Source organism: Herminiimonas glaciei (genome assembly GCF_042664955.1).
In the GTDB taxonomy this organism is placed as follows: domain Bacteria; phylum Pseudomonadota; class Gammaproteobacteria; order Burkholderiales; family Burkholderiaceae_D; genus Oxalicibacterium; species Oxalicibacterium glaciei.
In genome coordinates this window covers 1,908,196-1,932,602 of record NZ_JBHTBU010000001.1, presented here as the reverse complement: position 1 = coordinate 1,932,602, position 24,407 = coordinate 1,908,196, and the positions used below count along the sequence as shown (strand labels likewise).

The window sequence follows — 24,407 nt, the reverse complement described above, 5'->3', positions numbered from 1 at the left end:
CATTATTGATAAGGAGTAGTGCAAATGGACTTCAGTAACCCAGACAAACTCGCATTGTTAAGCCCTTTTGAATTGAAGGATGCGCTGATACAGACAGCGAAGAAAAGCAATCAGCACATGTTGAATGCAGGGCGCGGCAATCCTAACTTCCTGGCGACGACACCACGCCACGGCTTCTTCCAGTTCGGCCTGTTCGCGATGACGGAAGCGGAGCGTTCGTATATCTACATGAAAGATGTCGGCGGTTTTCCGCAACGCGAAGGCATAGAGTCGCGTTTTGAAATTTTTGCGAAACAACATTCCACTGTCCCCGGTATCCGTTTTATCGAAGCGGCGGTTTCGTATGTGCGCGACCAGCTCGGCCTCTCGGCCGGCGATTTTATTTATGAAATGTGTGAAGCCATCCTTGGTTGTAATTATCCGGTGCCGGATCGCATGTTGACCCTGAGTGAAAAAATCGTTGGTCAGTACATCCATAAGGAAATGATAGGTACGCATCCATTTGTCGGTAATTTCGATATGTATGCGGTGGAGGGCGGTACTGCAGCGATGACTTATCTGTTCGCCAGCCTGAAGGCGAATCACCTGATCAAGGAAGGCGATACCATCGCACTTGGCATGCCTATCTTTACGCCGTATATCGAAATCCCCCAGCTCAACGATTACAAGCTGGTGGAAATGACGATCGATGCGCCGCAATCGAATAACTGGCAATTCACCAAGAAGGAATTGGACAAGCTGCTCGATCCGAAGGTCAAAGCTTTCTTCCTCGTCAATCCCAGCAATCCGCCTTCGGTCAAGATCGATGACAAGACGCTCGCCTATATCGTCGAGATCGTCAAAAAACGTCCGGACCTGATCATCCTCACCGATGATGTGTACGGCACATTTGCAGATGACTTTGTTTCGCTGTTTGCCATGTGTCCTTACAACACCATCCTGGTGTATTCCTTCTCCAAATACTTCGGTGCAACCGGCTGGCGTATGGGCGTGGTGGCAACGCATGAAAACAACATCCTGGATGCGAAAATCGCGAAATTGCCGGAATCACTGCGCAAGGAACTGGATGAGCGCTATCACTCGATCACCACCGAACCACGCAAGCTGAAGTTCATCGACCGCCTGGTGGCCGATAGCCGCACCGTAGCGCTCAACCATACCGCCGGTTTGTCGACACCGGTGCAAGCGCAGATGAGTCTGTTCTCACTGTTTGCATTGATGGATGAGGCGGATAGCTATAAGGCCGAGATGAAGCGCATCGTCCTGCGTCGCAAGCAGGCGCTGTATCGCGAACTGGGCCTGCCTATGCAACATGATCCTAATTCGGTGCGTTACTACCATTTGCTGGATATGGAATCGCTGTCCGAACAAATGCATGGCAAGGAGTTTTCGCAATGGTTGCTGAAGCGCCTGAAACCGAATGAAGCCTTGTTCCGCCTGGCCGAAGAAACCGGCGTCATCCTGTTGCCGGGTCGCGGCTTTGGCACGACCCGTCCATCGGGACGGGTATCGCTGGCCAACCTGAATGAATACGACTATGCGAATATCGGTCGCGCAATCCGTAATATGGCGACCGAATTCTATGAAGTGTTCAAGGCGGAAAAAGGCAAGGGCAAGCCGAAGGCTGCAGTGAAGGCGGTCAAAGCGACCAGCAAGGCCAAGGGCAAGAAAACGCGCTAAGAGGGGTGGGGTATTTGCAGGATGGCTGGCAGGTGGTGATGTCTGCAAGAACATCACCACCCGCAGTTTTTTATGCAGCCAGTTTAGGGGTGGAACGACAACCTTCGAGCAGGAAGGAGAGGCCGACGACCAGCACCAGTTCGCCTTCTGCCGAGCGTGCGGTACCGGCGATACCGGGTACCGTAATCGCGGTCATCGGTTTGATCACCAGGTCTGCCGTGCCTTCCACCATGCCTACTGACAGGATGTAAGGTTGCGGTGCGGCGATAACGATACCGACCTTTTCCACACCTACTTCATAGGCGAGGGCACCGGCCAGCGAACGTACCGGCAATGGACGTCCCTGGTCGCGCAGGACCGGGGCACCACCGACTTGTTCGAATTCTTCCGGCAACTCGACGACACGTTGTACCACCGCCATCGGCAATGCCAGTGCTGCATCGGAACTGCGTACCAGCATGGTGGGAACGATGGACAATTCGATCGGCAGGCGGATCGAGAAGCGGGTGCCGGCACCGAGCACCGAGTCGATGGTGATTGCACCGCGATGTTTTTCGACTGCCGTCTTCACCACGTCCATGCCGACGCCACGACCGGACACGCTGTTTGCAACTTCCTTGGTCGAGAAGCCCGGGAGGAATACCAGTTGCAGCATTTCTTCCTGGGTTTGTGCCGCGTTGTCGGAGATCAGGCCTTTTGAAATCGCCTTGGCGCGCAATTGCTGCCCATCCATACCTTTGCCATCGTCCGACAATTCAATCATGACGCTGCTGGCTTCCTGCCATGCTTTCAGCAGGATGGTCGATTTGACCGGCTTGCCGGACTTGGCGCGGACTGCGGCTTCTTCGATGCCGTGGTCCAGCGAGTTGCGCAACATATGCACCAAAGGATCGTACAGGCTGTCGACCACGACGCGGTCGACTTCTGTTTCCGCCCCTTCGATTTGTAACTCGACATCCTTGCCCAGGTCTTTCGCCAATTCACGTACCAGGCGTGGGAATTTCTGGAACAGCTTGCCGACCGGTTGCATGCGTGTCGCCAATGTGGCGCGTTGCAATTCGGTCGAGTAACGCGATGCCCGATTCAGGGTTTCCGCCAATGCGGCCATCAGGGTTGCGGCATGTCCTTCGACCGGGAACTGTGCCAGTTTTTCCAGCAACACGCTGGCCTGGTTGGCGGCTTGTACCGATTCACCGGCAACTTCGAGCAGGGTATCGAGCTTGACCGCGTCGACCCGTATGCTGTCTTCCTTGAGCGTTGCGCCGCCTTGCTTGTCGCCACCACCGCGCCGGTCTATGCCGTCCCAGGGTTTGTTGGCACCGGCTTCCGCCGCTTTCGCAGGTGCGGCCGCTACCGGGGCCGCGCTTGTTGACGGCACAGTGCTGGCTGCATTTGCGACCAATTCAGGCGCCGTACCAGCTGGCACTACCGCGAGGTAAAGTGCGTTCCAGTCCAGGCCGTCGGCACCGACTGTGCTAACCGCTGTTGCGGGCGCAGCGGCGACTGTTTCGGCCACCGGTGCGCTGGTTTCGCTGGTGCCTGCAATCGCGCTGTTGAGGATATCTTCCAGCGAGCTTGGCATGGCCGACAGGCTTTCCGGCTGTGCACCGTTCGCCAGTTCATCCAGTTGATCGGCGACAAAGCCGCTCGCCTGCAGCGCCGCTTCGATGGCGATAGGCGTCACCGGTACTTGCCCGGTGCGCAAGGCATCGAACAGGTTTTCAGTCAGGTGGCAGGCCGAGACCATCGCGGGCAGGTTCATGAAACCGGCACCGCCCTTGATCGTGTGGAAGGAACGGAAAACCGCATTCAGCGTATTGAGATCACCTGGATTACGCTCCAGTGTAAGCAGGTGCTCTTCTACATTCGTCGCCAGATCCAGCGCCTCAACGACGAAATCCTTGAGCATGTCATCCATCAGAACCCCAGATCGGCAAGTAGGCTATCGACATCATCCTGCACCATTGCGATCGCAGGTGCAGACGGACCGTTCATCAGTTCGGCAGGTTTGCTTTCCGGATGGGCTGCCTTGACTTCGGCCGGTGCATTGTCGCGCAACAGCTGCGCCAGTTCGCTTTCGGCCTTGTGCGTGATGGTGACAATTTTCTTGATCAATTGGCCGGTGATGTCCTGGAAGTCCTGCGCCATCATGATTTCCAGCAGGCGGGCTTTTTCCGCCTCGGTCACTTCGGTGACCTTGCCGGCAAATTGACGTGAATCATGGGCCAGTGCCTTGAATTCATCGACGCTGAGTTTGCCTTCGAATAACTGGGCCCAGCGCGCATCCATATCCTTGGCGCTTTTGGACAATGCATCCTGTTCCGGCATGCCGACATCAATCGCGTTCAATACCTTGTTGGCCGCTTGTTCGGTCAGGGTCGCGACGTATTCGAGGCGACCTTGTGCATCGGTGATTTCCGACGCGACATCGGACAGCGAGCGGTCATAACCGAGCTCACGCAGGGAATCGTGCAGCAGGCGAACGATGCCGCCGAGGCGTTCAAACATCGGTTTGTCACCGAGGTCTTCACTGTTTTCGCTGGCTGGTGTCGATGGCGCGGCAGCGGCGGCAGGAGCAGGGGCTGCCGCAGCGGGCGTCACTGCGGCAGGCGGCGGGCTGGCAGGTGTAGCGGCAGGCGCAGCTATCGTTTCCGCTCGTTGCGCGGAAATCTCTTCAAACAGTGCATCAAAATCATCTAAATCGCCGCTCATGTAATACCTTTCCCTGTCTGTTATCCATTTATATCGATGCCGGTCGCGATGCGCGCGTTGATTGGCGCTAAAAGCCCGGCAGACTATGGATTTTGGTACGCGCAATTTGCGCGTTGATCCAAGGCAATAATACCCAGATTTGAGAGGGGCGCATAGTAAATCACTCGAAGTTGGCGGCTGTTGGCAACACTTGCAAAATATTGTTAAACGGACCGGATTTACATTGTATTTCTGTAACCGGCTTGTCATCGCCGCCTGCCATGCTGGTCGGTGTTGCATGTATATGGTCGGAAATGGCAGGGCCATGCCTGCCCGGATGTCGTTTGACGCAGCGGGAGCGCGCGCCTACACTGCAAACACTTTTTCATGCCCGCGCATTTTGGGCATAGCCTGCCAGCCTTTCGTGCACTGCGGATCTGCAGAACCTTATTAACGTATTGGCATTTATTCCACGGGCGCTATTGGAGTATCCAAGCCCCCGATTTGCATAACAAACATGATTACCATTCCTTCTACCGAGAACGTCGCTTTATCCGCCGGGTTGGCGGCTGCGATCAATAACAAAACCAAGCCGCTGGGCAGCCTCGGCATGCTGGAGGTCCTGGCGCGCCAGATCGGCCTGATCCAGCAAACGACGCAGCCGCAGATTATTGATCCTGCATTAATCGTTTTTGCCGCCGACCATGGCATCGTGGCCGAGAATGTCTCTGCCTATCCGCAGAGCGTGACCTGGCAGATGGTGGAAAATTTCCTGGCCGGCGGCGCGGCGATTAATGTCTTCGCCCGGCAAAATCAATGTGCCTTGCATATCGTGGATGCCGGTGTGAACCATGATTTCGGTCTGCGTGCCGGATTGCTGGATCGCAAGGTCGCTTACGGTACGCGCAACTTTGCACGGGAAGCGGCGATGAGTGCCGAACAATGTGCGCAAGCAATGCAAGCCGGGATGGACCTGGTCGACGGGATCAAGGGCAATGTGTTGGGCTTCGGCGAGATGGGGATCGGCAACACCACGGCGGCGGCGGCCATCATGCATGCGATGACCAACTTACCGGCGGCAGAATGCGTCGGTGCCGGTACCGGCCTCGCGCAGGAAGGGATATTGCACAAGCAAAAGGTGGTACAGGATGCAGTCGCGCACCACGCGGCGATTGTCGCGACGAATGCGCCTCTGGACATCCTCGCCACCTTCGGCGGCTTTGAAGTCGCGATGATAGTTGGCGCCATGCTGAAGGCGGCAGAGCGCCGCATGGTATTGCTGATAGACGGTTTCATTATTACCAGCGCCTTGATGGTGGCGGCGCGCCTGCAACCGTCTATCCTCGATTACTGTGTCTTTGCGCATTGCTCGGATGAGCATGGGCACCGGCAAATGATCCAGCACCTCGGTGGTCGCCCTGTGCTGCAAATGGGTTTGCGCCTGGGCGAAGGCACCGGCAGTGTGCTGGCTTTGCCTTTGTTGCATGCAGCCGTCAATTTCCTGCGCGAAATGGCCACCTTTGAATCGGCTGACGTCAGTCAACAAAACGCATAAACATATAACACCTGCACATCATGGAATCGGAAATCGTCCCTCACCACAGTTTCACTGCACGTTGCCTGCATCAGCTGCGCCTGTTCTTTGTAGCTTTGCAATTCTTTACACGCATCCCGGTTCCGCGCTGGGTAGGGTTTGATGCACAATGGTTGCAGCATGCATCGCGCTACTTTCCGGCGGTCGGCATCGTGGTGGCATTGGCGACGATTATTGTCTACATCATTGCTTCGTTATTGTGGACACAGTCGATAGCCGTGTTGCTGTCGACGATAGCCGGGATTTACCTGACCGGTGCGTTTCATGAAGATGGTTTTGCTGATACCTGCGACGGGCTCGGTGGTGGCAGTACAGCGGAGCGTGCGCTGGAAATCATGAAGGATTCGCGCATAGGTGCTTATGGTGCGATCGGGATAGGTTTGATGCTGGCCCTGAAGTGGATGGCACTTTCCAGTTTGCCATCGCCGGCGGTGGTGTCCGCCTTGCTGATTGCGCATCCATTATCCCGTTTGGCAGCGATCAGCCTGGTGTGGCGCATGGAATATGCAAAAGCCAACGGCAAAGCGAAACCAATTGCGCAACAGATGTCTAACAAGGAATTCGGCATTGCCGCCGGCACCACCTTTTTGCCAATAGCATTGCTTTGCCTCACCGGCTTACTCCCTGTTTCTGGCGTCGCGTGCGGGATATTCTTTGCCGCGCTTGCCGCATTTTGGCTGGCGCGCATGTTCCAGCGCCGTATCGCAGGGTATACCGGTGACACCCTGGGCGCTGTCCAGCAAGTTGCCGAAGTTGCATTTTATCTTGGAGTCCTGACCGTCATCAGTCATTGAGGAGTGCCATGCATCTCTATCTCGTCCGCCATCCACGTCCCATTGTTGCTGCCAATACTTGTTATGGCCGCACTGATCTGGCTGTTGCCGCGGAAGAGTTGGCTTCGGCGCATGCATCCTTGTTGCCGGTATTGCCGAGGAATGCGATGGTGTTTTCCAGCCCTTTGCGGCGCTGCATGGATTTATCGGAAAGCCTGGCGCAAACCTTGGGCTGTGCCAAGCCTACTTACGACGAGCGCTTGGCGGAAATGCATTTCGGCGATTGGGAAATGCGTACCTGGGACGACATCCCGCGCACCGCGATTGATGCGTGGAGCAATGATATGGTCGAGTACCAGCCCGGCGGTGGCGAAAGCGTGATGCAGGTGGCACAGCGCGTACGTGCCTTCCGGGATGAATTGACCGAGCTGCAAATCGAGCATGCGATCGTGATTTGCCATGCCGGGATTATCCGTTTGCTGGCAGCCTGTGAACATGGCTTGTCGGTGCCGGAAATGGCTTTATATGCAGCGCAAAAGCCGCACAAGATACGCTACGGTGAATTACTGGTAGTGGATTGTTAGCGCGCCTGCTTGCGCATCAGCTGTACAACGATATTCAGCACTTGTGCCGCCGCCTGTACCGACACCACATCACGTCCCCATGGCTTGCGTTCTTTGGGCAAAATACGCAACCAACTGAATGCAGCTCCCGCACGTCGTACTTCACGCTGTACAGCGACATCATCCTGCAATAAATAATCGATAAACAACCGGGCGATCTCTTGTCTGTCCATCGGCAGGATATAAGCCGTCGAGTGCAGGTAGAGCAGCCAGTCGCGGGCCTGCGCAGCGGCCAATGGCATGACTTTGCTAGGATCATCTTCAAAATCGATGAAGCTGATCTTGCCTTCATGCGCAATCATATTGCGTGCAAAGCATTGGCTGGCAGTCTGGCCCTGGCGATGCAGCTCAAGTATCGCCTGCAAGCCCATTTGCCAGTAGTCCCGTGCTTGTGCCGGTTGCTGGCGCAGTAATTGATCGACCGAGTTTGCGCCGAGGAAAGACAGCGCAAACCATTGCGGTGTCACATGCAGGACTTCAGGCACCGAGACGCCGGCGGCGGCCAGTGCGCGCAGGCGTGCCACTTCAATTGCCTGGGCTTCACTACCGCCCGGTGCCGGCACGGCGCGCAGCATAGGCTGGCCGAGCAAGCGGGCGAGCGTATTCAGTACCGGATAACCCCAGTGTTTGAGAGGTGCTTCCAGTCGTTTGACGATAACGGGCGTGCCGTCCAGATCCACCAATTGCGTGCGGTCATTCTTGCGCGCCAGTTGCGCGGTGATCGTTTGCACTTGGTCGGGAGTTAGCATGCGAGGAGCGGGTAAGCAGGGAAGGCTGGATTATAGACCAGAGCCCTTGCCAGGTGGCATTCTGCATGGCCAGAAAGCTGCTTGCGACTGTGGTGGTTTAGGCACAGGAAAGGCGCTGTTAATTCCTTGTGAATTTGCCGATAAGTGGCGCCACCCTTACAATGGCGCAGTTTTGGTGCCCGCGGATATGTCCATGTCCGCAGTTAAACGGGAAACACGATGCCTGATGTCCGATGGCAAACGTGTGCTGCCCCCGCAACGGTAAGCAAGCGTCGGCGCAGGCCGACAGATTGCCCCTCAAACCACTGTGCAGGTGCATGGGAAGGTGGGGCGTTCAGACTTGCCAGCCCGGATACCGGCCAGGACAGGTGAAAGCAATGCGGCGCTGTCCGCCCGTGCTTTCGTTGAACTCGATCCGCGGGGAGGCTGGTCGGGTGCTTCCCATTGAATAAAGCAAAAAATGAAATCCCTGCCACCACCTCGCAGCACCGCTGCATGGAAACCGCTCGCACTGGTTTCCGCACTCGCCACTTTAAGTTTTCCTGCTGTTGCACAAGTTGAAACCGGTCAGAAGCTGGCGCCGGTTACTGTGTCGGCTTCGCGGTTTGAAAACGATCCGTCGTTTGCACCGATAGGCGCAACGGTGATAACCGCGGAGCAGATCCGTGAAGCGGGGATAGGGAATGTGAATGAGGCCATTCGCAAGATTGGTGGCGTGTATGGTCGACAAAGCCCATACGGCACATCCGATTACTCGCTGGATTTACGCGGATTCGGTGCAACCAGTGATCAAAATATGGTGGTGCTGGTCGATGGTATTCGTATTTCTGAAAACGAACAGGCCGTTCCGCTCATGTCAGCGATTCCGATCGATGCGATAGAGCGGATAGAGATAGTGCGTGGTGGTAGCAGCGTGCTGTATGGCGAAGGAGCAACCGGCGGCACGATTCAGATCATTACCAAAAAAGGAATGACCGGGGCGACACGCGCATCTTTGTTTGCCGAAGTTGGTAGCTTTAACTCGAAAGAGGTACGCGCATCGCTTGCCAAGGGTTGGAATAACTTCTCGATTGATGCGAATTTAAGCAGTATCCACACTGACAATTACCGGGACAATAACAAGCTCCGGCAGGATAACTTTAGCGGCAGTATGCAATGGGCGTTTGCCGATGGCCGGATTGGTCTGCGTGTTGCTTCAGCGCGCCAGGATTCCGGTTTGGCGGGGGCCCTGTCGCCGGCACAGTTTGCCCAGAATCCACGACAAACAACGACGCCATTGGACTATGCGTCTATCGATTCAAACCTTTACACAATATTTGCGGAAAAGCGTTTGGGAAATTGGGAATTGGCTGCCGATCTTTCATATCGGGATCGTGTAGTAAAAACATCTTATTCCCCGTTCTTCCAACCCCTGGTGCAAGGGCCGGTGTCGACCTATGACGGCCACGCAACGCAGTTTTCCCCAAGGGCACGTTATCTGTCACAAGCTGGGGCGATAAAGAATGAATTTGTCGTTGGATTGGATTTTTCCGACGCCAGCCGCCGGGTGAGTACGGATGGCAATCCCCTGGTAAAAAACGGTGACCAGAAATCACAGGCCATCTATCTCAAAGATGAGTTGCGTTTTGGCGATGCGCGCGTTGCAGTAGGTGCACGGCATGAGCAATTCGATCAATCTTTCAGGGGCGGTATTCCGTATGACCAGAAATTTTCGCTCAATGCCTGGGACCTGCAAGGCAGTTATCAACTGACCCCAATCGCCAGTATTTTTGCCAAAGCGGGTCGCAGTTATCGCGTAGCGAATGTGGACGATAACGGTTACACACAAAACAATGTGCCGCTCAAACCGCAAGTATCCAATGACTATGAGTTGGGTGCGACACTGGGTAATGCTAACCGGAAGCTGACAGCCAAGTTGTTCAGGCATCGTTTGAAGAACGAGATATATTTTGATCCTTTGGTACCGCCGTGTGGTTTTGGATTCTGTAACGGCGCGAATGTGAACCTGGATCCGACCGAACGCGAAGGTGTAGAGATAGAGGCAAGTACACGTTTGGCACAAGCGTTTACCTTGTCGGCGGTCTTGCAGCATGTTTCCGCTAAATTTATCGAAGGCCCTTATGCCGGCAAGGAAATGACGCTGGTTCCAAAAAATACTGCGACCTTGCGTTTGAATTGGGTACCGGGCAACGGTCAAAGTGCTGATGTTGGTTTGCAGTGGGTCGATAAACAACGTTATGCGGGTGATTTTACAAACGCATGCAATTCGAAAATCCCGGCTTTCACGACGCTTGATGCGCGTTATGCAGTGCGTGTCGGAACTTGGGAATTCGCCGTTCGCGGTGCCAACCTGACCGATAAAAACTATTACACCCAGGCTTATGGTGAGTGCAGCAGTGACGCCAATATATATCCTGAGGCAGGTCGTTCCTTGAGGGTGTCGGTGCGTAAAGATTTCTAGTAGTTTGAATCTTTGAAAACTTGTTGCGCATCCGAAGATAGGGCAGAGGCCCCGATCCCGGATGCGCAATTTTTATGGCCGATGCTTGCGTGGCGGTGGCTTGCTTCACGAAGCCATCAGCTGTACAGGGGATGGAACTGTTTTTTTCCGGCCCCGGATATTATTGTGTGTTGCACAAATAGGACGTCACAACAGGCTAAATCGCCTGCAAAGTTGCGGCTCACCCGCATGCCCCTTACAATGTCGCCAGTTTTGGTGCTCGCGGACATGCTCATGTCTGTAGTTAAACGGGAAACACGATGCCTCAGGCTAACGTGTGCTGCCCCCGCAACGGTAATCAAGCGTCATTTTCAATGACAGATCGTCTCTCAAACCACTGTGCAAGCTGCATGGGAAGGTGGGGCGCTCGTGCTTGCTAGCCCGGATACCGGCCAGGACAGGTGGAAATGCCGCGAACGGGGATGTTCGCGACGCGATTCGTTCATGTGCCGCTTCGAGCTGCTTCCTGTCTGTTTGCGTCGTTAATCGGTTCCGGTATTTCTTTTCAATCCAGCCTGCGGGGAGGTGGGCTGGGTGCTGTTTCTATGAAAAGTAATCATGAGCTCATCTGTTTTACGGCGCGCCAATCTGGCGTTTCCGCCGCTGGCTATTGCCTTGTCCGTTTCCGCTGCATTTTCTCCTTTGAGTTTTGCGCAAACTCCTGCCGATCAATCGCTAACACCAGTTTTGGTAACAGCTTCGCGCACCGCGCAAAAAGCCGGCGATGTACTGAGCGATAACCTCGTAATTAGTGCAGAAGAAATCCAGCAGTCCGGACAATCGTCGCTGATCGATCTGTTGCAACGCAAGCGCGGTATTGAAATTGCCCGCAATGGCGGTGCCGGCAGCTCGTCAACCTTGTACATGCGCGGTTCCTCCGGCAAACAAGTAGTTTTGTTGATTGACGGTGTCCGCTCGGTTTCGGCGACAACAGGTGAACCGAGCTGGTCCTCGATTCCCTTATCGCAAATTGATCGTATTGAAGTGGTCTTTGGCCCGATGAGCAGTATGTATGGTGCAGATGCTGTCGGTGGCGTGATTCAGGTTTTCACGAAGAAAGGCGCAGGCGCGCCGCGTGTGACAGCTTCTGCTGGTGCCGGAACCTATGGCACAAAAGAATACTCATTGGGCGTGGCGGGTTCCACCGATGGCGATCACAAAATCCGTTATTCGTTTAATGCATCGCAAGAAGAGGCAACAGGTTTTAATGCAACAGTACCGCTGGTTGGCAGCGGCTATAGCAAAGACAAGGATGGTTACGCCAAAAACAGCATAAGTGGTCAACTCGCATGGGAACTGGCAAAAGGCCAGGAACTTGGTGCCAGTTTCTTGCAAAGCCACGGTAATTCTCAATACGATAGTGGTTCGCCCGCTTATGATGCACGCAGCATAGGCGATGTCGGTGTCTATTCGGTCTATTCACGAAACCAGATCACGTCGAACTGGGGAAGTTTTTTCCAGGTGTCGAAGGCTTACGATAAACAAAATAGCTATACCTCGACAGGCACGAGTTCAATCAACTCAGACAGCACACTTGTTAGCTGGCAAAACGATATCAAAATTGGTACGGATTTATTGCAGGTCATTACCGAACATCGGAAGGAAGCAGCTGTAACAAACCTGCCGATTGACCGTGAACGTACGACGAAGTCGCTGGCACTTGCATACCAGCTTCAGCGCGGGGCACATTTGGGAAGTATCAGCACCCGTTATGACGATAACTCCACTTACGGCTCCAATGTCACGGGCAGCCTCGGGTATGGCTATCACATCAGTAAGGTACTCCGTGTCAGTGGCAGTATCGGAACCAGCTTCCGTGCCCCGACATTTAATGAGTTGTATTACACCGGCTACGGCAATCCTAACGTACAACCGGAAAAAGGTAAAAATGCGGAAGTCGGGATTTACTACGATGATGGTAAATCGGATTTTAGCGTTGCCTTCTATCGTAATCGTGTGACTAATATGATTATCACGCAACGTCCTTGTTCCATGACAGGTATCGGCAGCTGTGCTTATAACGTCAACGAGGCCTTGTTAACCGGCTTATCAGTCGGTGGTGGCAGACGGATTGGTGACTTCAGGTTGTATGGTTCGCTTGATTTGCAGGATCCGAAAGACAAGACAAAGAATACATTGTTGGAACGTCGGGCCCGGTATCACGGCACCCTCGGTGTTGACTATGTCAATGAGAAATTCTCCGCCGGTGCCGATATCGGTTTCAGTGGCTCACGTTTTTCAAATTCCGAAAATACCCAGCCACTGGGCGGTTATGCCTTGCTTAACCTGAATGCCACTTATAATTTGAGCAATGACTGGCAATTGTTTGCACGTTGGAACAATGTCCTTGATAAGGACTACGTGTTGGCACGTGGCTATAACACCCCGGGTTCAAACGGTTTGCTGGGTGTGCGCTACGGTTTTAAATAAAGCATCAGTAAAATAGCGTTTGTTGCACGATTGCGCATGCATGCCCGGAGATGTCATCCGGCATCGCATGCGCAAATTTTATGAGGAAGTCCTAATGTTGTTGCGCCCATGAGTACGGTGGCCGGTAAGAGTACGCATATTGCAGCGTTGCAGGGGCGGACCCGCGCGTGGGCGGTGTTGTCTGTTTTGTTGGTGCTCGCTTTGCTGAGTTTTGTTGTTTCAGGCGTGATGGGTTCCGTTACCTTGTCGTTTGGCGATATCGCCGACGCGACACGTGAATTGCTGCAGGGTACGGCCTCGACGATGGCGGCGACCCTGGTTGAGCTGCGCCTGAGTCGTGCACTTTCCGCTTTCGTGACCGGGGCGTCGCTGACGCTGGCCGGGGTGATGATGCAGGCCTTGTTGCGCAATCCTTTGGCGGAACCTTATGTGCTGGGTGTGTCGGGCGGTGCTGCGGTCGGTGCATTGGCGGCGATGCTGTTTTGTACGCTGGCGTGGGTAATCGATGTGGCCGCTTTTGCCGGTGCGATTACGATATCGCTGATTCTATTTTTGCTGGCGCGTCGCGATTTACGCGGTGCGTCCGGTGCGGATGGCAGTGCGCCTTTGCTATTGCTGACAGGCGTTATCCTCGCCTCCGGTTGTGCCGCGCTGGTGACACTGATGCTGTCGGTTGCGCCGGATAATCGTTTGCGTGGCATGGTGTTTTGGTTGATAGGGGATTTGTCCGGTACCCAGTTCCGTTGGGTGCCGTGGATAGTATTGGCGGGAGCGCTCGCGTTTTCGGTACGCGCGGCACGTGCGATCAATGTGATTGCGCTGCATGCGGAAGCGGCGTCTACGCTGGGTATCAATGTCGCGAGATTTCGAGGTGGTTTGTTTATATGTTCGGCGCTGTTGACAGCGAGTGCTGTCAGCAATGCCGGCAGCATCGGTTTTGTCGGCCTGATCGTGCCGCATGCCTGTCGCTTCGTACTGGGCCCTGATCATCGCCTGTTATTGCCTGCCGCCACTTTAGTCGGCGGTACCTTCCTGGTACTGGCGGATACGCTGGCGCGCACTATCGTCGCGCCGCAGCAGTTGCCGGTGGGTGTCATTACCGCCATCATCGGTGTGCCGGTTTTCCTCCTGCAATTGCACCAGTTGAGGAAACGCTGATGAAGGCCGTCAAACTCAAATTAAGTATTGCCGACCGTGTACTGGTCGACGCTTTGGACTGGCAGGTCGGCCCCGGTGAATGCTGGTGTGTCATAGGTCGCAATGGCGCAGGCAAGAGTACTTTGCTGCGCACCCTGGTTGGTTTGCGTGACGCGGATGGCGGCCAGCTGGAACTGGGTGGACGCGCGCTGGCGAAATGGCCATTACAGGATTTGGCGCGTGAACGTTCGTATTTGCCACAGGGGCGCAGCGATGCTTTTGGTTACCGTGTGATTGAAACAGTATTGACGGCACGCCATCCTTACCATGAGTCGGCTTACTGGGAGTCCGATGCGGATTATGCGGCCGCACACACGGCTTTGCAGGTCATGGATGCCGATACCCTGGCGGAACGCGATGTGCGTTCGCTGTCAGGTGGGGAGCGGCAGCGCGTGGCAATAGCCGCAGTGTTGGCGCAGGATACGCCTTTGATGTTGCTGGATGAGCCGACCAGCGCGCTGGACCTGGCGCATCAGGTCAGTGTGATGAGCCTCTTGTCCAGACTGTGCCGTGAACAGCAAAAGGCCGTGGTGATGGTCAGCCATGATTTGAATCTCGCACATAGCGTGGCGACGCATGCCTTGCTCTTGATGGGTGACGGACGCTGGCATGCCGGTCCGGTCGCTGAAGTGATGCAGGCATCATTATTAAGTGCATGCCTGGGCCATCCGATTGAAATCGTGCAGCATGGCAAGCGCACAATTTACCTGGCAGTTGAGGAAGAACAATGAGTGAAGAACAGAACAGCAAGGATGTCGACGGCTTGAACGAGCGGCACAATGCGCGTATGGCGCGCAAGAAGGAAGTCGTCGATAAAAAGATAGAGGCCGCCAAGCGCAATGCAGGTGTGTTGGTGATTACCTGCGGCAATGGCAAAGGCAAAAGCTCCAGCGCCTTCGGCATGGCGGCACGTGCACTCGGCCATGGCATGAAGGTGGGCGTGGTGCAATTCATCAAGGGTGCAATCGCCACCGGTGAAGAAAACTTCTTCCGGCGCTTTCCGGATGAAATCAGTTTCCATGTCATGGGCGAAGGCTATACCTGGGAAACACAGAACCGTGAACGCGATGTGGCGAATGCGGAGAAAGCCTGGCAGCGCGCGCAAGTCTTGCTGAGCGATCCGGCCATCGGCCTCGTGGTACTGGATGAATTGAACATCGCATTGAAATATAAATACCTGGATGTGCAACAGGTGATCGCCGATTTGCAGGCACGTCCGGAGATGCAGCACGTCGTGGTCACCGGTCGCGGTGCGCCGCCGGAATTAATAGAGGTGGCGGATACCGTCACCGAGATGCAGCCGGTCAAGCATGCTTTTGCGAATGGCATCGCCGCGCAACAGGGCGTGGAGTGGTAAATGGCTAGCGCACGCATCGTCCTGATTTCCGGCATCGCATCCGGCCAGGGCAAGACTACGGTCACCGCAGCCCTGGCACGCAAGCTGATACGGCAGGGTTTGCGTGTACGCGTGTTCAAGACCGGGCCTGATTACCTCGATCCCATGATTTTGCAGCGTGCCAGCGGAGCTGAAGTCTATGCGCTCGATTTATGGATGGTAGGACTTGACGATTGCCGTCGATTGCTGGCTAAGGCAGCAAGCGAAGTTGATGTGATCCTGATCGAAGGCGTAATGGGTTTGTACGATGGTGATCCTTCATCGGCGGACCTGGCGCGTGCGTTTGGGGTGCCGGTAGTCGTGGTACTGGATGCAGCCAAGATGGCGCAGACGGTGGGGGCGGTAGTACTCGGTTTGCAGCAATACGGCCCGGTTGAGCTGGCCGGCGTGATTGTCAATCGTATTGCCAGCGCATCACACGCCAAGATGGTGACGCAGGGCATACGCAATGTGCCTATCCTCGCGACTTTGCCGAAGCAGGTGCAGGCTTTACCGGAGCGCCACCTGGGACTGGTGCAGCCGGACGAAATTGCACAAGTTGACCAGGTCCTCGACCAGATGGCCGACCAGATCGAGATCGATATGGCGGCATGGGAAGCGATCGCGCCCGTGTCGCTGGATGAGAACCTGGCTGCAGCGACAACGCCGCAATTGCTGGCAGGTAAAACCATCGCGATTGCGCGCGATGCAGCCTTCGCCTTTGTGTATCACGCGAACCTTGAATGCCTGCGCGCTGCCGGTGCGAAGCTGGCATTCTTTTCTCCACTGAATGATGAAGCGATACCGGCCGATGCGGATGCCGTGTATATCCCCGGTGGCTATCCGGAACTGCACTGCGCGACTTTGGCGGCAGCGCAGAACTGGCAGGAATCCATGCGTGCGGCCCATGCGCGGCATATGCCGATACTCGCTGAATGCGGCGGCATGATGGTGATTGCCGATCATTTGACCGATGTGCAGGGCCAGCAATGGCCTATGGTCGGTTTGATGCCAGGTGAGGTGGTAATGCAAGGCAAACTGGCCGGTCTTGGCATGCAGTCGCTGGCAACTGAAGACGGCGAATTGCGCGGCCATGCCTTTCATTACTCGACGCTGAGTACCCCGGTCGAGCCACAGGCGCAAACCGTCAAACGTTCAAATGGCGCACAAGGTGAGGCGGTGTACAAACAAGGTGCATTGACTGCGACCTACTTCCACGCCTACTTCTCATCCTGCCCGGCGGCGACCGCGCGGATTTTTACGGCGGAGGGTAAGTAATGACACGCACACTAGTAATTGGTGGTGCACGTTCCGGCAAGAGTGCGCATGCGGAAGCGCTGGCAACCGCATCCGGCAAGCCGGTCGTGTATATCGCCACCGCACAAGCCGGTGATGCTGAGATGCAGCTGCGCATCGCACATCATCGCGCCCGCCGCGATAGCCTGTGGCAAACGGTAGAAGAAACACTCGCGCTCGGCGACGCGATTCAGCAATACAGTCGCGAGGACAACCTGATCCTGCTTGATTGCCTGACAGTCTGGCTATCCAATTTGCTGTTCTCTGAAAACCGGGAATTCCCCGAGGTCGGTGTGATCGCCGAACCGGCTTATTTCACCGAGCAGCGCGCTGCTTTCTTGCAAGCCCTGGCGCAAGCCGCCGGTGACATCATCTTGGTCTCGAACGAAGTCGGACAGGGTATCGTGCCGCAAGGCGCGATTTCGCGCTGGTTTGTTGATGAAGCCGGACGCCTGAACCAGTCAGTAGCGGCAACATGTGAGCGTGCGGTGCTGGTCGTGGCCGGTTTGCCGCTGGCGCTGAAGGGCTGAGATGCTATTTGGTTTGTCTTGCGGTGCGATCGCGATCCTGATGTTGCTCGGCGTATTGCTGGATATGCGCCTGGGTGAAGCGACACGCTGGCATCCGCTGGTCGGCTTCGGCAACCTGGCGATACGCATGGAAAAGAAGCTCAACACCGGTGGCTCGCGGATTGCACTCGGTGCATGGGCGTGGATACTGGTCGTCACACCGTTTGTCGTCATCGCCTGGTTGCTGACTTTCTGGTTGGCGCAATTCGATGCCTTGTTCGCACTTGGCGTGCATGCCTTGTTGCTGTACTTCAGTCTCGGCTTGCGCAGCCTGCGCGACCATACCTTACCGATAGCACATGCCTTGATGGATGGCGATTTGGCGCAGGCACGTCTGTTAACCGCACGTATTGTCAGCCGCGATACCACGCAGGCGCAAGAAGCCGAGCTGGCGAAAGCCGGAGTTGAATCCCTGCTGGAAAACGGCAATGATGCAGTGTTCAGCACCCTGTTCTGGTTTGCCCTGGGCGGTGGTCCCGGAGTGGTTTTGTTCCGCCTTGCGAATACCCTCGATGCGATGTGGGGTTACCGCACGCAACGCTATAACGAATTTGGTCGTGTCGCAGCACGCATCGATGATGTCTTGAATTTCATTCCAGCGCGCCTGACGGCACTCTCTTATGCCGTACTCGGTAATACGAAGCAGGCCTGGCAATGCTGGCGTGCGCAAGCACCGGCCTGGTCGAGCCCGAATGCGGGGCCAGTGATGTCGGCCGGTGCCGGTGCGCTCGGCATATCATTGGGTGGTGCGGCAATTTACGACGGTGAGCTGGAGCAGCGTCCGCCGCTCGGCACCGGCCCCTTGGCAACCGGTAAAGATATCGCACGCGCCTGGCGCCTGGTCCGTTTGACGACTGTTTTGTGGCTGCTGCTGATTTGTATCGCGGGAGTATTCTATGCTTGAGCATGGCGGCAACCTGCGCGATGCAATACAGCGTTATGGGCGGCCACGCGCAGAGTGGCTGGACTTGTCGACAGGCATCAACCCGCAAGCTTATCCGGTGCCGCCGTTGGCCGCTGATGCCTGGCATCGCTTGCCTGAGCCGAGTACCGCTTTGCTGGAGGCGGCGCAGACTTATTATGGCGCGCCACAACTTTTGCCGGTGGCCGGAACCCAGGCGGCGATACAGGCATTACCGCGCTTGCGTGCGCACAGCCGCGTGGTGATTGCCGCTCCTTCGTATGCGGAACACAGTTATCAGTGGCGGCAGGCAGGTCATGAAGTACGTGAAGTGGCCTACGACCGGCTGGCAGCGGAAGTTGATCACTGCGATGTGCTGTCCATCTGTAATCCGAATAATCCGACCGGTGAAAAAATCAGCCCGCAGCTATTACTCGAATGGGCGGCGCGACTCGCGGCCCGTGGCGGCTGGCTGCTGGTGGATGAAGCCTTTGGCGATACCATGCCGGCACAAAGCGTGGCTGCATATACGGCGCAAAAAGGTTTGATCGTATTCCGCTCGGTCGGCAAGTTTTTTGGACTGGCGGGTTTGCGCCTGGGTTTTGTTGCTGCGCATCCTGACTTACTGCAAGAACTGGCGGATCTGCTGGGCCCCTGGACCGTCAGCGGCCCGGCGCAACAGATAGGCGCTGCAGCGCTGGCTGATACCGTTTGGCAGCAGCAGATGCGCAGGCAATTGCAGGATAGCGGCAAACGCTTGCAGCAGTTGCTGCAGGCACAAGGGATACAGTCAAACGGCACCGAGCTGTTCCAATACTGGCCGACATCCAATGCCGCAGGATTTGTCGCGTATATGGCGCAGCACGGCATCTGGATCAGGATTTTTTCGCATGGTGTCCGTCTTGGTTTACCGCCGGATGAAGCAGCTTGGCAGCGTTTGCAACAGACGTTGGAAGATGCGCCACAGACATAAAAAATTCACGGGAAATGATATGAATAAGTTTTTCTTGCAAGCCCTGCTACTGAGCACTGCCTTTATCGCTGGCGGTGCGAGTGCTGTAATCACAGTCAAGGACGATGGCGGCAATACCGTTACGCTGAACAAACCGGCACAGCGCATCATTTCATTGGCACCGCATGCAACCGAATTGATTTTTGCCGCCGGTGGTGGTGATCGTATTGTCGGCACGGTCGGCTATAGCGATTATCCGGCGGAAGCCTTGAAGATCCCGCGCGTCGGCAGCCATCAGCAAATTGATGTGGAGCGCATCATCGCGCTCAAACCAGACTTGCTGGTGGTCTGGCTGCACGGCAATTCCGAGCGCCAGCTCGAGCATGTGCGCAAGCTCGGCATTCCCTTTTATTTCAGTGAACCGAAGAAGCTGGCCGATATCCCGACCAGCATAGAACGCCTGGGTATGCTGATGGGTACCGAGCAGCAAGCAAGTAAAGTCGCCGCGGCAGAACGTGTCGAACTGGCGCGACTGGCGGCGCAATACCGCAATCGGCCGACGGTACGCATGTTTTATCAGGTGTGGGGCAAGCCGGTGTATACGCTGAATGGTGGCAATATCATGAGCGACGTGATCCGCCTGTGCGGTGGTGAAAACATCTTTGCCAATTTATCGATTCCTGCACCGATCGTGACGACGGAAGCGGTATTGCTGGAAAACCCGGAAGTGATGATGACCGGTGATCGCCAGGCGGAAAAATCGGGCGGACTCGAAATCTGGAAACAATATAAAAATATGCTCGCGGTTAAAAACGACAATATGTTTTCGGTCGATGCCGACCTGGTGAATCGTGCCGGTCCACGCCTGATCGAAGGCGCTGCGATGGTGTGTGAAAAGCTGGAACTCGCACGCAGCCGTCGCACCAACAAGCCATAAACAAAGTGAAACTACACACACTGATGGTGCAAGGCACCACTTCCGACGCCGGCAAGACGACGCTGGTTGCCGCGCTCTGCCGTTTGCTGGCACAGGAAGGTGTCAGGGTCGTGCCCTTCAAGCCGCAGAATATGGCGCTTAACAGTGCAGTCACGGCGGATGGCGGTGAGATCGGGCGTGCGCAGGCATTGCAGGCGATCGCCGCAGGTTTGCAGCCGCATACGGATATGAATCCCATCCTGCTCAAGCCATCCAGCGATACCGGTGCGCAAGTCATCATCCATGGCAAGGCGCGTAGCGATATGAATGCGCGCGATTACCATGCGTACAAGCCGGTCGCGATGCAGGCGGTGCTGGAATCTTATCAACGCTTGCAAACGCGGTACGAGTCGGTGCTGGTGGAAGGTGCCGGCAGTCCGGCCGAAGTGAATTTGCGTGAGCGCGATATCGCGAATATGGGTTTTGCCGAAGCCGTGGATTGCCCGGTCATCCTGGTGGCCGATATAGATCGCGGCGGTGTGTTCGCGCACATCATCGGCACGCTGGCCTGCCTGTCCGAGAGTGAGCGCAAGCGTACCGTGGGTTTTGTCATCAATCGCTTCCGTGGCGATATCAGTTTGCTGGAACCCGGCCTGAAATGGCTGGAAGAACAAACCGGTAAACCGGTGTTGGCAGTTCTTCCTTATTTGCATGGACTGTTCCTTGATGCGGAAGATGCAGTGGAAACGACGCAGGCTGCGCGCGGCGCTTTCCGCGTGGTGGTACCGGTGCCGCCACGCATCAGCAATCACACCGACTTCGATGCCTTGCGTGCGCATCCGGAAGTCGACCTGCAACTGGTGGGGCCGGGACAGCCGATCCCGCCTGCCGACCTGATCATCCTGCCCGGCAGTAAAAACACCCGCGGCGACCTCGATTGGCTGATAGCCAACGGTTGGCGCGAAACACTGCTGCGCCATGCGCGTTACGGTGGCAAGATCATCGGTATTTGTGGTGGTTATCAAATGCTGGGCATGACGGTGGCTGACCCGCACGGTGTCGAGGGTAGGCCTGGCGTTTCGCAAGGTTTGGGTTTGCTGGATATCGCCACCGAGTTGACACGTGAAAAGCGTCTGGAACAAGTCAGCGGTACATGTGCATTCGCAGATGCCGGAGTCAGCGGCTATGAAATCCACATGGGTACCTCGGAAGGTGCGGCACGTTCCAGCCCTGTCTTTATGATAGATGGACGGGCAGAGGGCGCGCGTTCGGACGACGACCACATACTGGGTACATACCTGCACGGCTTGTTCGATACACCGTCGGCATGCTCGGCCTTGTTGCGTTGGGCCGGCCTGGACAGCGATGTGACGGTAGATACCGCGCAGTTGCGCGAAGCCAGCCTGCAGCGTCTGGCGGATGCCGCGCGTCCCTTGCTGGCGGCCTTGCGCGCCTTGCCCGACTACCAAGCCTGACCAGGCCCCGATTCCCTGCTGACTGTAGCATTCCTGCGACGCGGCGGCTGTTAGCACAATGCCGTATTGACCTTGCAACGCAGCATGATATTCTTGTTTGAAAGTCAATTTGCGGACTGCAGGGGCATTTGACCTGTAGCCTGGCTTCCAGCCCGGCCTCACCCTGAGTGCCAGCAGCGAGTGCGGAATACCACATTAAAAGGGGAAATTCATGCCAGTGATCGTCATCGCCAATCCTAAGGGCGGCGTAGGAAAGAGTACGCTAGCCACCAACGTTGCCGGCTACTTTGCCGCGCAGGGACATAGTGTGATGTTGGGTGATGTCGACGTACAGCAATCTTCCCGTTCCTGGCTTTCCTTGCGACCCGCTACGCTGCCACCCATCCAGGCCTGGGAAATTGATGACGGCCATGTCGCCAAACCACCCAAAGGCACTACGCATATCGTGCTCGATACGCCAGCCGGTTTTAGCGGCAAGCGCTTTGAAAAAGTCATGCAAATCGCGGACAAGGTCATCGTACCTTTGCAGCCGTCGATGTTCGATATCCTGGCGACGCAGGAATTCCTGCAAAAGCTGGCAGGGCGCAAAGAGAAATTTGACCTGGGCGTGCTCGGGATGCGGGTGAATGGCCGCACCCGCGCTGCCGACCAATTGACACAATACGTGAACGGACTCGGAATCCCGGTACTGGGCTTTTTGCGCGATACGCAAAATTATGTGCAGCTCGCCGCACATGGCAGCACCGTATGGGATATCGCACCGTCACGTGTGGAAAAGGACCTGGAGCAGTGGCAGGATCTGGTGCAGTGGCTAGGGAAGAAATGATTACACCTGAATACGCGAATTTGCTGGCACGTTACAACCGCTGGATGAATGACAAGATCTACACCGCCAGCGAGCAGTTAAGTGACACCGAGCGCAAGGCTGACCGCGGCGCTTTCTTCAAATCCATACATTCCACCCTGAACCACCTGGTATGGGGTGACGCAATGTGGCTGGGGCGTTTCACCAAAGGCACCGCGCTGGAACGGTCTATGCCGACTACACCCGGCGGCGTCGATGTACATGCTGACTGGGATGAGTTGAAAGCGGCACGTGCTGTGCTGGACCAAGAGTTGCTGGTATGGGCCGCCAGCCTGGATGCGAACTGGCTGGCAAATGATTTCAGCTGGTATAGCGGCATGACCAAAAGCATGCGCAGTGGCCCGGCCTGGCAATCTGTCGCGCATATGTTCAATCACCAGACTCATCATAGAGGACAAGTGACGACCTTGTTGTCGCAGCAGCGTGTCGATATCGGCGCGACTGATTTAATGATGATGCCAAGAGAGACGTAATCAATGGTGACAGCTGTCATCAAGAAGTAATGCAGCGTGGGTAGCATGCAGACACTTACTCATCCTGGAGAGTGTGTCTTCATGAATGCGCATGGTGCTTTACCCAATTCCGAACCCCGTCGCAAGGAACAACGCTTCGTCTTTCGCCGACGCGGGCTGATGACGCGTGGTGCGACGACCACGCAAATCCATACTGTCGATGTTTCCACGCAAGGGATGGGAGTGATGGGGCCGGAACCAGTCCGGACCGGCGAGGTGTGCGCCATTATGCTGGAAGCGCTGGTGGGCGGACGCATGATGCAATTGAAGTTCACCGGCAAGGCGGTGGATTGCACACTCGCAGGTATCCAGGGGTTTCGTACCAGCTTATATATCGATGGCAGCGTGGAAGTGCATCAACTGCAGTTGCAGAAAATTATTGCTACTTGTTCGACCACGACGCGTGACCTGGGCTGATTAGCTACAGCGTTCCAGGTCCGCCGCGCATGATTAAATTTCCAGGTTGTCGATCAAACGGGTGACGCCGAGTTTGGCAGCGGCCAGTACCACCAGTTTTTCACCTTGGGCCATATCGCCGGCTGATGGTGGTTGCAGATTGCTCTGTTTGCGGATCGAGATGTAGTCCGGTTTCCAGCCGCGCTGGCTGAGGTCGGCCATGGCCTTGCGTTCCAGTTCGAAGATATCCAGATGGCCGCTGCGGACTTCATTGGCGACCGCATTCAGGCTTTGGAACAGGGCTGGTGCTTCAGCGCGTTCTTGCGCCGACAAATAGACATTGCGTGACGACAAGGCCAGGCCATCTTCGGCGCGATAGGTATCGGCGGCTATGATTTCGGTCGGCAGTGCGAATTGTTTGGACATATTGCGCACGATCATCAACTGCTGGTAATCCTTCTTGCCGAACACCGCGACGCTAGGTTGCACGCAAGAGAATAATTTCAATACGACGGTAGTGACGCCGGAGAAGAAACCAGGGCGGAATTCACCTTCCAGCGTATTGCCGAGATCGTCCGGCGGCCGTACGCGGAATTCCTGCGGTTCCGGGTACAGGTCTTTCTCGGTTGGTGCAAACAGGATGTAGACGCCTTCTTTTTCCAGCTTCTCGACGTCAGCCTGGAAAGTGCGTGGATATTTGTCGAAGTCTTCGTTAGGACCGAATTGCAGGCGGTTCACAAAGATCGAGGCGACTACCGGATCACCATGCTTGCGCGCCAGGCGCATCAGCGACAAATGACCGTCATGCAGGTTGCCCATGGTCGGGACGAAAGCAGTACGTAATTGTCCGCGCAAATGATCGCGCAATTCTTCGATACAAGAGATGATCTTCATAAATCTGTCTTAGTGAATT

Annotated in this window: 22 protein-coding genes and 2 riboswitches; of the genes, 18 read left to right on the top strand and 4 right to left on the bottom strand. The window is 55.8% G+C overall.

Annotation, left to right across the window (positions count from 1 at the left end; all coding sequences use genetic code 11):
• The first annotated feature begins 24 nt into the window (after nucleotides 1–24).
• The gene (locus tag ACFQPC_RS08700; protein WP_382271477.1) at nucleotides 25–1,680 is read left to right on the top strand and encodes a bifunctional aspartate transaminase/aspartate 4-decarboxylase; all 1,656 of its coding nucleotides are present in this window, start codon (nucleotides 25–27) and stop codon (nucleotides 1,678–1,680) included.
• A 70-nt stretch (nucleotides 1,681–1,750) separates the two neighbouring features.
• Here the strand turns inward: ACFQPC_RS08700 and ACFQPC_RS08695 are convergent, their stop codons facing one another.
• Together ACFQPC_RS08695 and ACFQPC_RS08690 are read right to left on the bottom strand one after the other, a co-directional pair.
• Nucleotides 1,751–3,598: a chemotaxis protein CheA gene (locus ACFQPC_RS08695; protein WP_382271476.1), complete on the bottom strand. Its 1,848-nt coding sequence runs from the start codon at nucleotides 3,596–3,598 to the stop codon at nucleotides 1,751–1,753.
• Nucleotides 3,598–4,392 carry a protein phosphatase CheZ gene (locus ACFQPC_RS08690; RefSeq protein WP_382271475.1) on the bottom strand — a complete coding sequence of 265 codons (795 nt, stop codon included), beginning with the start codon at nucleotides 4,390–4,392 and terminating at the stop codon, nucleotides 3,598–3,600. Before ACFQPC_RS08690 ends, ACFQPC_RS08695 begins: the two co-directional genes overlap by 1 nt.
• A gap of 496 nt (nucleotides 4,393–4,888) precedes the next feature.
• Between ACFQPC_RS08690 and cobT the strand changes: the two genes are divergently transcribed.
• From cobT to ACFQPC_RS08675, 3 genes are read left to right on the top strand one after another with little or no spacing between them, the layout of a single operon-like run.
• The gene (cobT, locus tag ACFQPC_RS08685; protein ID WP_382271474.1) at nucleotides 4,889–5,926 is read left to right on the top strand and encodes a nicotinate-nucleotide--dimethylbenzimidazole phosphoribosyltransferase; all 1,038 of its coding nucleotides are present in this window, start codon (nucleotides 4,889–4,891) and stop codon (nucleotides 5,924–5,926) included.
• 20 nt (nucleotides 5,927–5,946) lie between these two features.
• The gene (locus ACFQPC_RS08680) at nucleotides 5,947–6,759 is read left to right on the top strand and encodes an adenosylcobinamide-GDP ribazoletransferase (protein ID WP_382271473.1); all 813 of its coding nucleotides are present in this window, start codon (nucleotides 5,947–5,949) and stop codon (nucleotides 6,757–6,759) included.
• 8 nt (nucleotides 6,760–6,767) lie between these two features.
• Nucleotides 6,768–7,322 (top strand): histidine phosphatase family protein, encoded by a 555-nt coding sequence (locus tag ACFQPC_RS08675; RefSeq protein WP_382271472.1) that lies wholly within the window; start codon nucleotides 6,768–6,770, stop codon nucleotides 7,320–7,322.
• On the opposite strand, the gene ACFQPC_RS08670 is transcribed toward ACFQPC_RS08675, so the two are convergent.
• Nucleotides 7,319–8,110 (bottom strand): BUD32 family EKC/KEOPS complex subunit, encoded by a 792-nt coding sequence (locus ACFQPC_RS08670; protein WP_382271471.1) that lies wholly within the window; start codon nucleotides 8,108–8,110, stop codon nucleotides 7,319–7,321. The two genes, ACFQPC_RS08675 and ACFQPC_RS08670, sit on opposite strands and share 4 nt — an antisense overlap.
• Before the next feature lie 156 nt (nucleotides 8,111–8,266).
• Nucleotides 8,267–8,488: riboswitch (cobalamin riboswitch) on the top strand.
• Nucleotides 8,489–8,570: 82 nt separating this feature from the next.
• Between ACFQPC_RS08670 and ACFQPC_RS08665 the strand changes: the two genes are divergently transcribed.
• The 14 genes from ACFQPC_RS08665 (at nucleotide 8,571) to ACFQPC_RS08600 (ending at nucleotide 23,515) form a co-directional block, all read left to right on the top strand.
• Entirely contained in the window at nucleotides 8,571–10,571 is a 2,001-nt protein-coding gene (locus ACFQPC_RS08665) for a TonB-dependent receptor (protein ID WP_382271470.1), read from the top strand.
• A 236-nt stretch (nucleotides 10,572–10,807) separates the two neighbouring features.
• Nucleotides 10,808–11,021: riboswitch (cobalamin riboswitch) on the top strand.
• Between the two features lie 147 nt (nucleotides 11,022–11,168).
• Nucleotides 11,169–13,040, top strand: coding sequence for a TonB-dependent receptor plug domain-containing protein (locus ACFQPC_RS08660; RefSeq protein WP_382271469.1), 1,872 nt, complete (start codon nucleotides 11,169–11,171; stop codon nucleotides 13,038–13,040).
• A gap of 108 nt (nucleotides 13,041–13,148) precedes the next feature.
• On the top strand, nucleotides 13,149–14,198 hold the full coding sequence (locus ACFQPC_RS08655) for a FecCD family ABC transporter permease (protein ID WP_382271468.1): 1,050 nt from the start codon (nucleotides 13,149–13,151) through the stop codon (nucleotides 14,196–14,198).
• A complete protein-coding gene (locus ACFQPC_RS08650) occupies nucleotides 14,198–14,968 on the top strand; it encodes an ABC transporter ATP-binding protein (RefSeq protein ID WP_382271467.1) in 771 nt (256 codons plus the stop codon). Before ACFQPC_RS08655 ends, ACFQPC_RS08650 begins: the two co-directional genes overlap by 1 nt.
• Nucleotides 14,965–15,594: a cob(I)yrinic acid a,c-diamide adenosyltransferase gene (gene cobO / locus ACFQPC_RS08645; RefSeq protein WP_382271466.1), complete on the top strand. Its 630-nt coding sequence runs from the start codon at nucleotides 14,965–14,967 to the stop codon at nucleotides 15,592–15,594. The genes ACFQPC_RS08650 and cobO overlap by 4 nt, the downstream gene beginning before the upstream one ends.
• The gene (locus tag ACFQPC_RS08640; RefSeq protein ID WP_382271465.1) at nucleotides 15,595–16,890 is read left to right on the top strand and encodes a cobyrinate a,c-diamide synthase; all 1,296 of its coding nucleotides are present in this window, start codon (nucleotides 15,595–15,597) and stop codon (nucleotides 16,888–16,890) included.
• Nucleotides 16,890–17,438 (top strand): bifunctional adenosylcobinamide kinase/adenosylcobinamide-phosphate guanylyltransferase, encoded by a 549-nt coding sequence (gene cobU / locus ACFQPC_RS08635; protein WP_382271464.1) that lies wholly within the window; start codon nucleotides 16,890–16,892, stop codon nucleotides 17,436–17,438. Before ACFQPC_RS08640 ends, cobU begins: the two co-directional genes overlap by 1 nt.
• Before the next feature lies 1 nt (nucleotide 17,439).
• Nucleotides 17,440–18,381, top strand: coding sequence for an adenosylcobinamide-phosphate synthase CbiB (gene cbiB / locus ACFQPC_RS08630; RefSeq protein WP_382271463.1), 942 nt, complete (start codon nucleotides 17,440–17,442; stop codon nucleotides 18,379–18,381).
• Entirely contained in the window at nucleotides 18,374–19,351 is a 978-nt protein-coding gene (cobD, locus tag ACFQPC_RS08625) for a threonine-phosphate decarboxylase CobD (protein WP_382271462.1), read from the top strand. Before cbiB ends, cobD begins: the two co-directional genes overlap by 8 nt.
• A 19-nt stretch (nucleotides 19,352–19,370) precedes the next feature.
• On the top strand, nucleotides 19,371–20,267 hold the full coding sequence (locus tag ACFQPC_RS08620; protein ID WP_382271461.1) for a cobalamin-binding protein: 897 nt from the start codon (nucleotides 19,371–19,373) through the stop codon (nucleotides 20,265–20,267).
• 23 nt (nucleotides 20,268–20,290) lie between these two features.
• Entirely contained in the window at nucleotides 20,291–21,721 is a 1,431-nt protein-coding gene (locus ACFQPC_RS08615) for a cobyric acid synthase (protein WP_382271891.1), read from the top strand.
• 211 nt (nucleotides 21,722–21,932) lie between these two features.
• On the top strand, nucleotides 21,933–22,547 hold the full coding sequence (locus tag ACFQPC_RS08610; protein ID WP_382271460.1) for a nucleotide-binding protein: 615 nt from the start codon (nucleotides 21,933–21,935) through the stop codon (nucleotides 22,545–22,547).
• Nucleotides 22,544–23,059 carry a DinB family protein gene (locus ACFQPC_RS08605; RefSeq protein ID WP_382271459.1) on the top strand — a complete coding sequence of 172 codons (516 nt, stop codon included), beginning with the start codon at nucleotides 22,544–22,546 and terminating at the stop codon, nucleotides 23,057–23,059. The genes ACFQPC_RS08610 and ACFQPC_RS08605 overlap by 4 nt, the downstream gene beginning before the upstream one ends.
• A 45-nt stretch (nucleotides 23,060–23,104) precedes the next feature.
• The gene (locus ACFQPC_RS08600) at nucleotides 23,105–23,515 is read left to right on the top strand and encodes a PilZ domain-containing protein (protein WP_382271458.1); all 411 of its coding nucleotides are present in this window, start codon (nucleotides 23,105–23,107) and stop codon (nucleotides 23,513–23,515) included.
• A 33-nt stretch (nucleotides 23,516–23,548) separates the two neighbouring features.
• On the opposite strand, the gene panC is transcribed toward ACFQPC_RS08600, so the two are convergent.
• The gene (gene panC / locus ACFQPC_RS08595; protein ID WP_382271457.1) at nucleotides 23,549–24,388 is read right to left on the bottom strand and encodes a pantoate--beta-alanine ligase; all 840 of its coding nucleotides are present in this window, start codon (nucleotides 24,386–24,388) and stop codon (nucleotides 23,549–23,551) included.
• Nucleotides 24,389–24,407 lie beyond the last annotated feature (19 nt).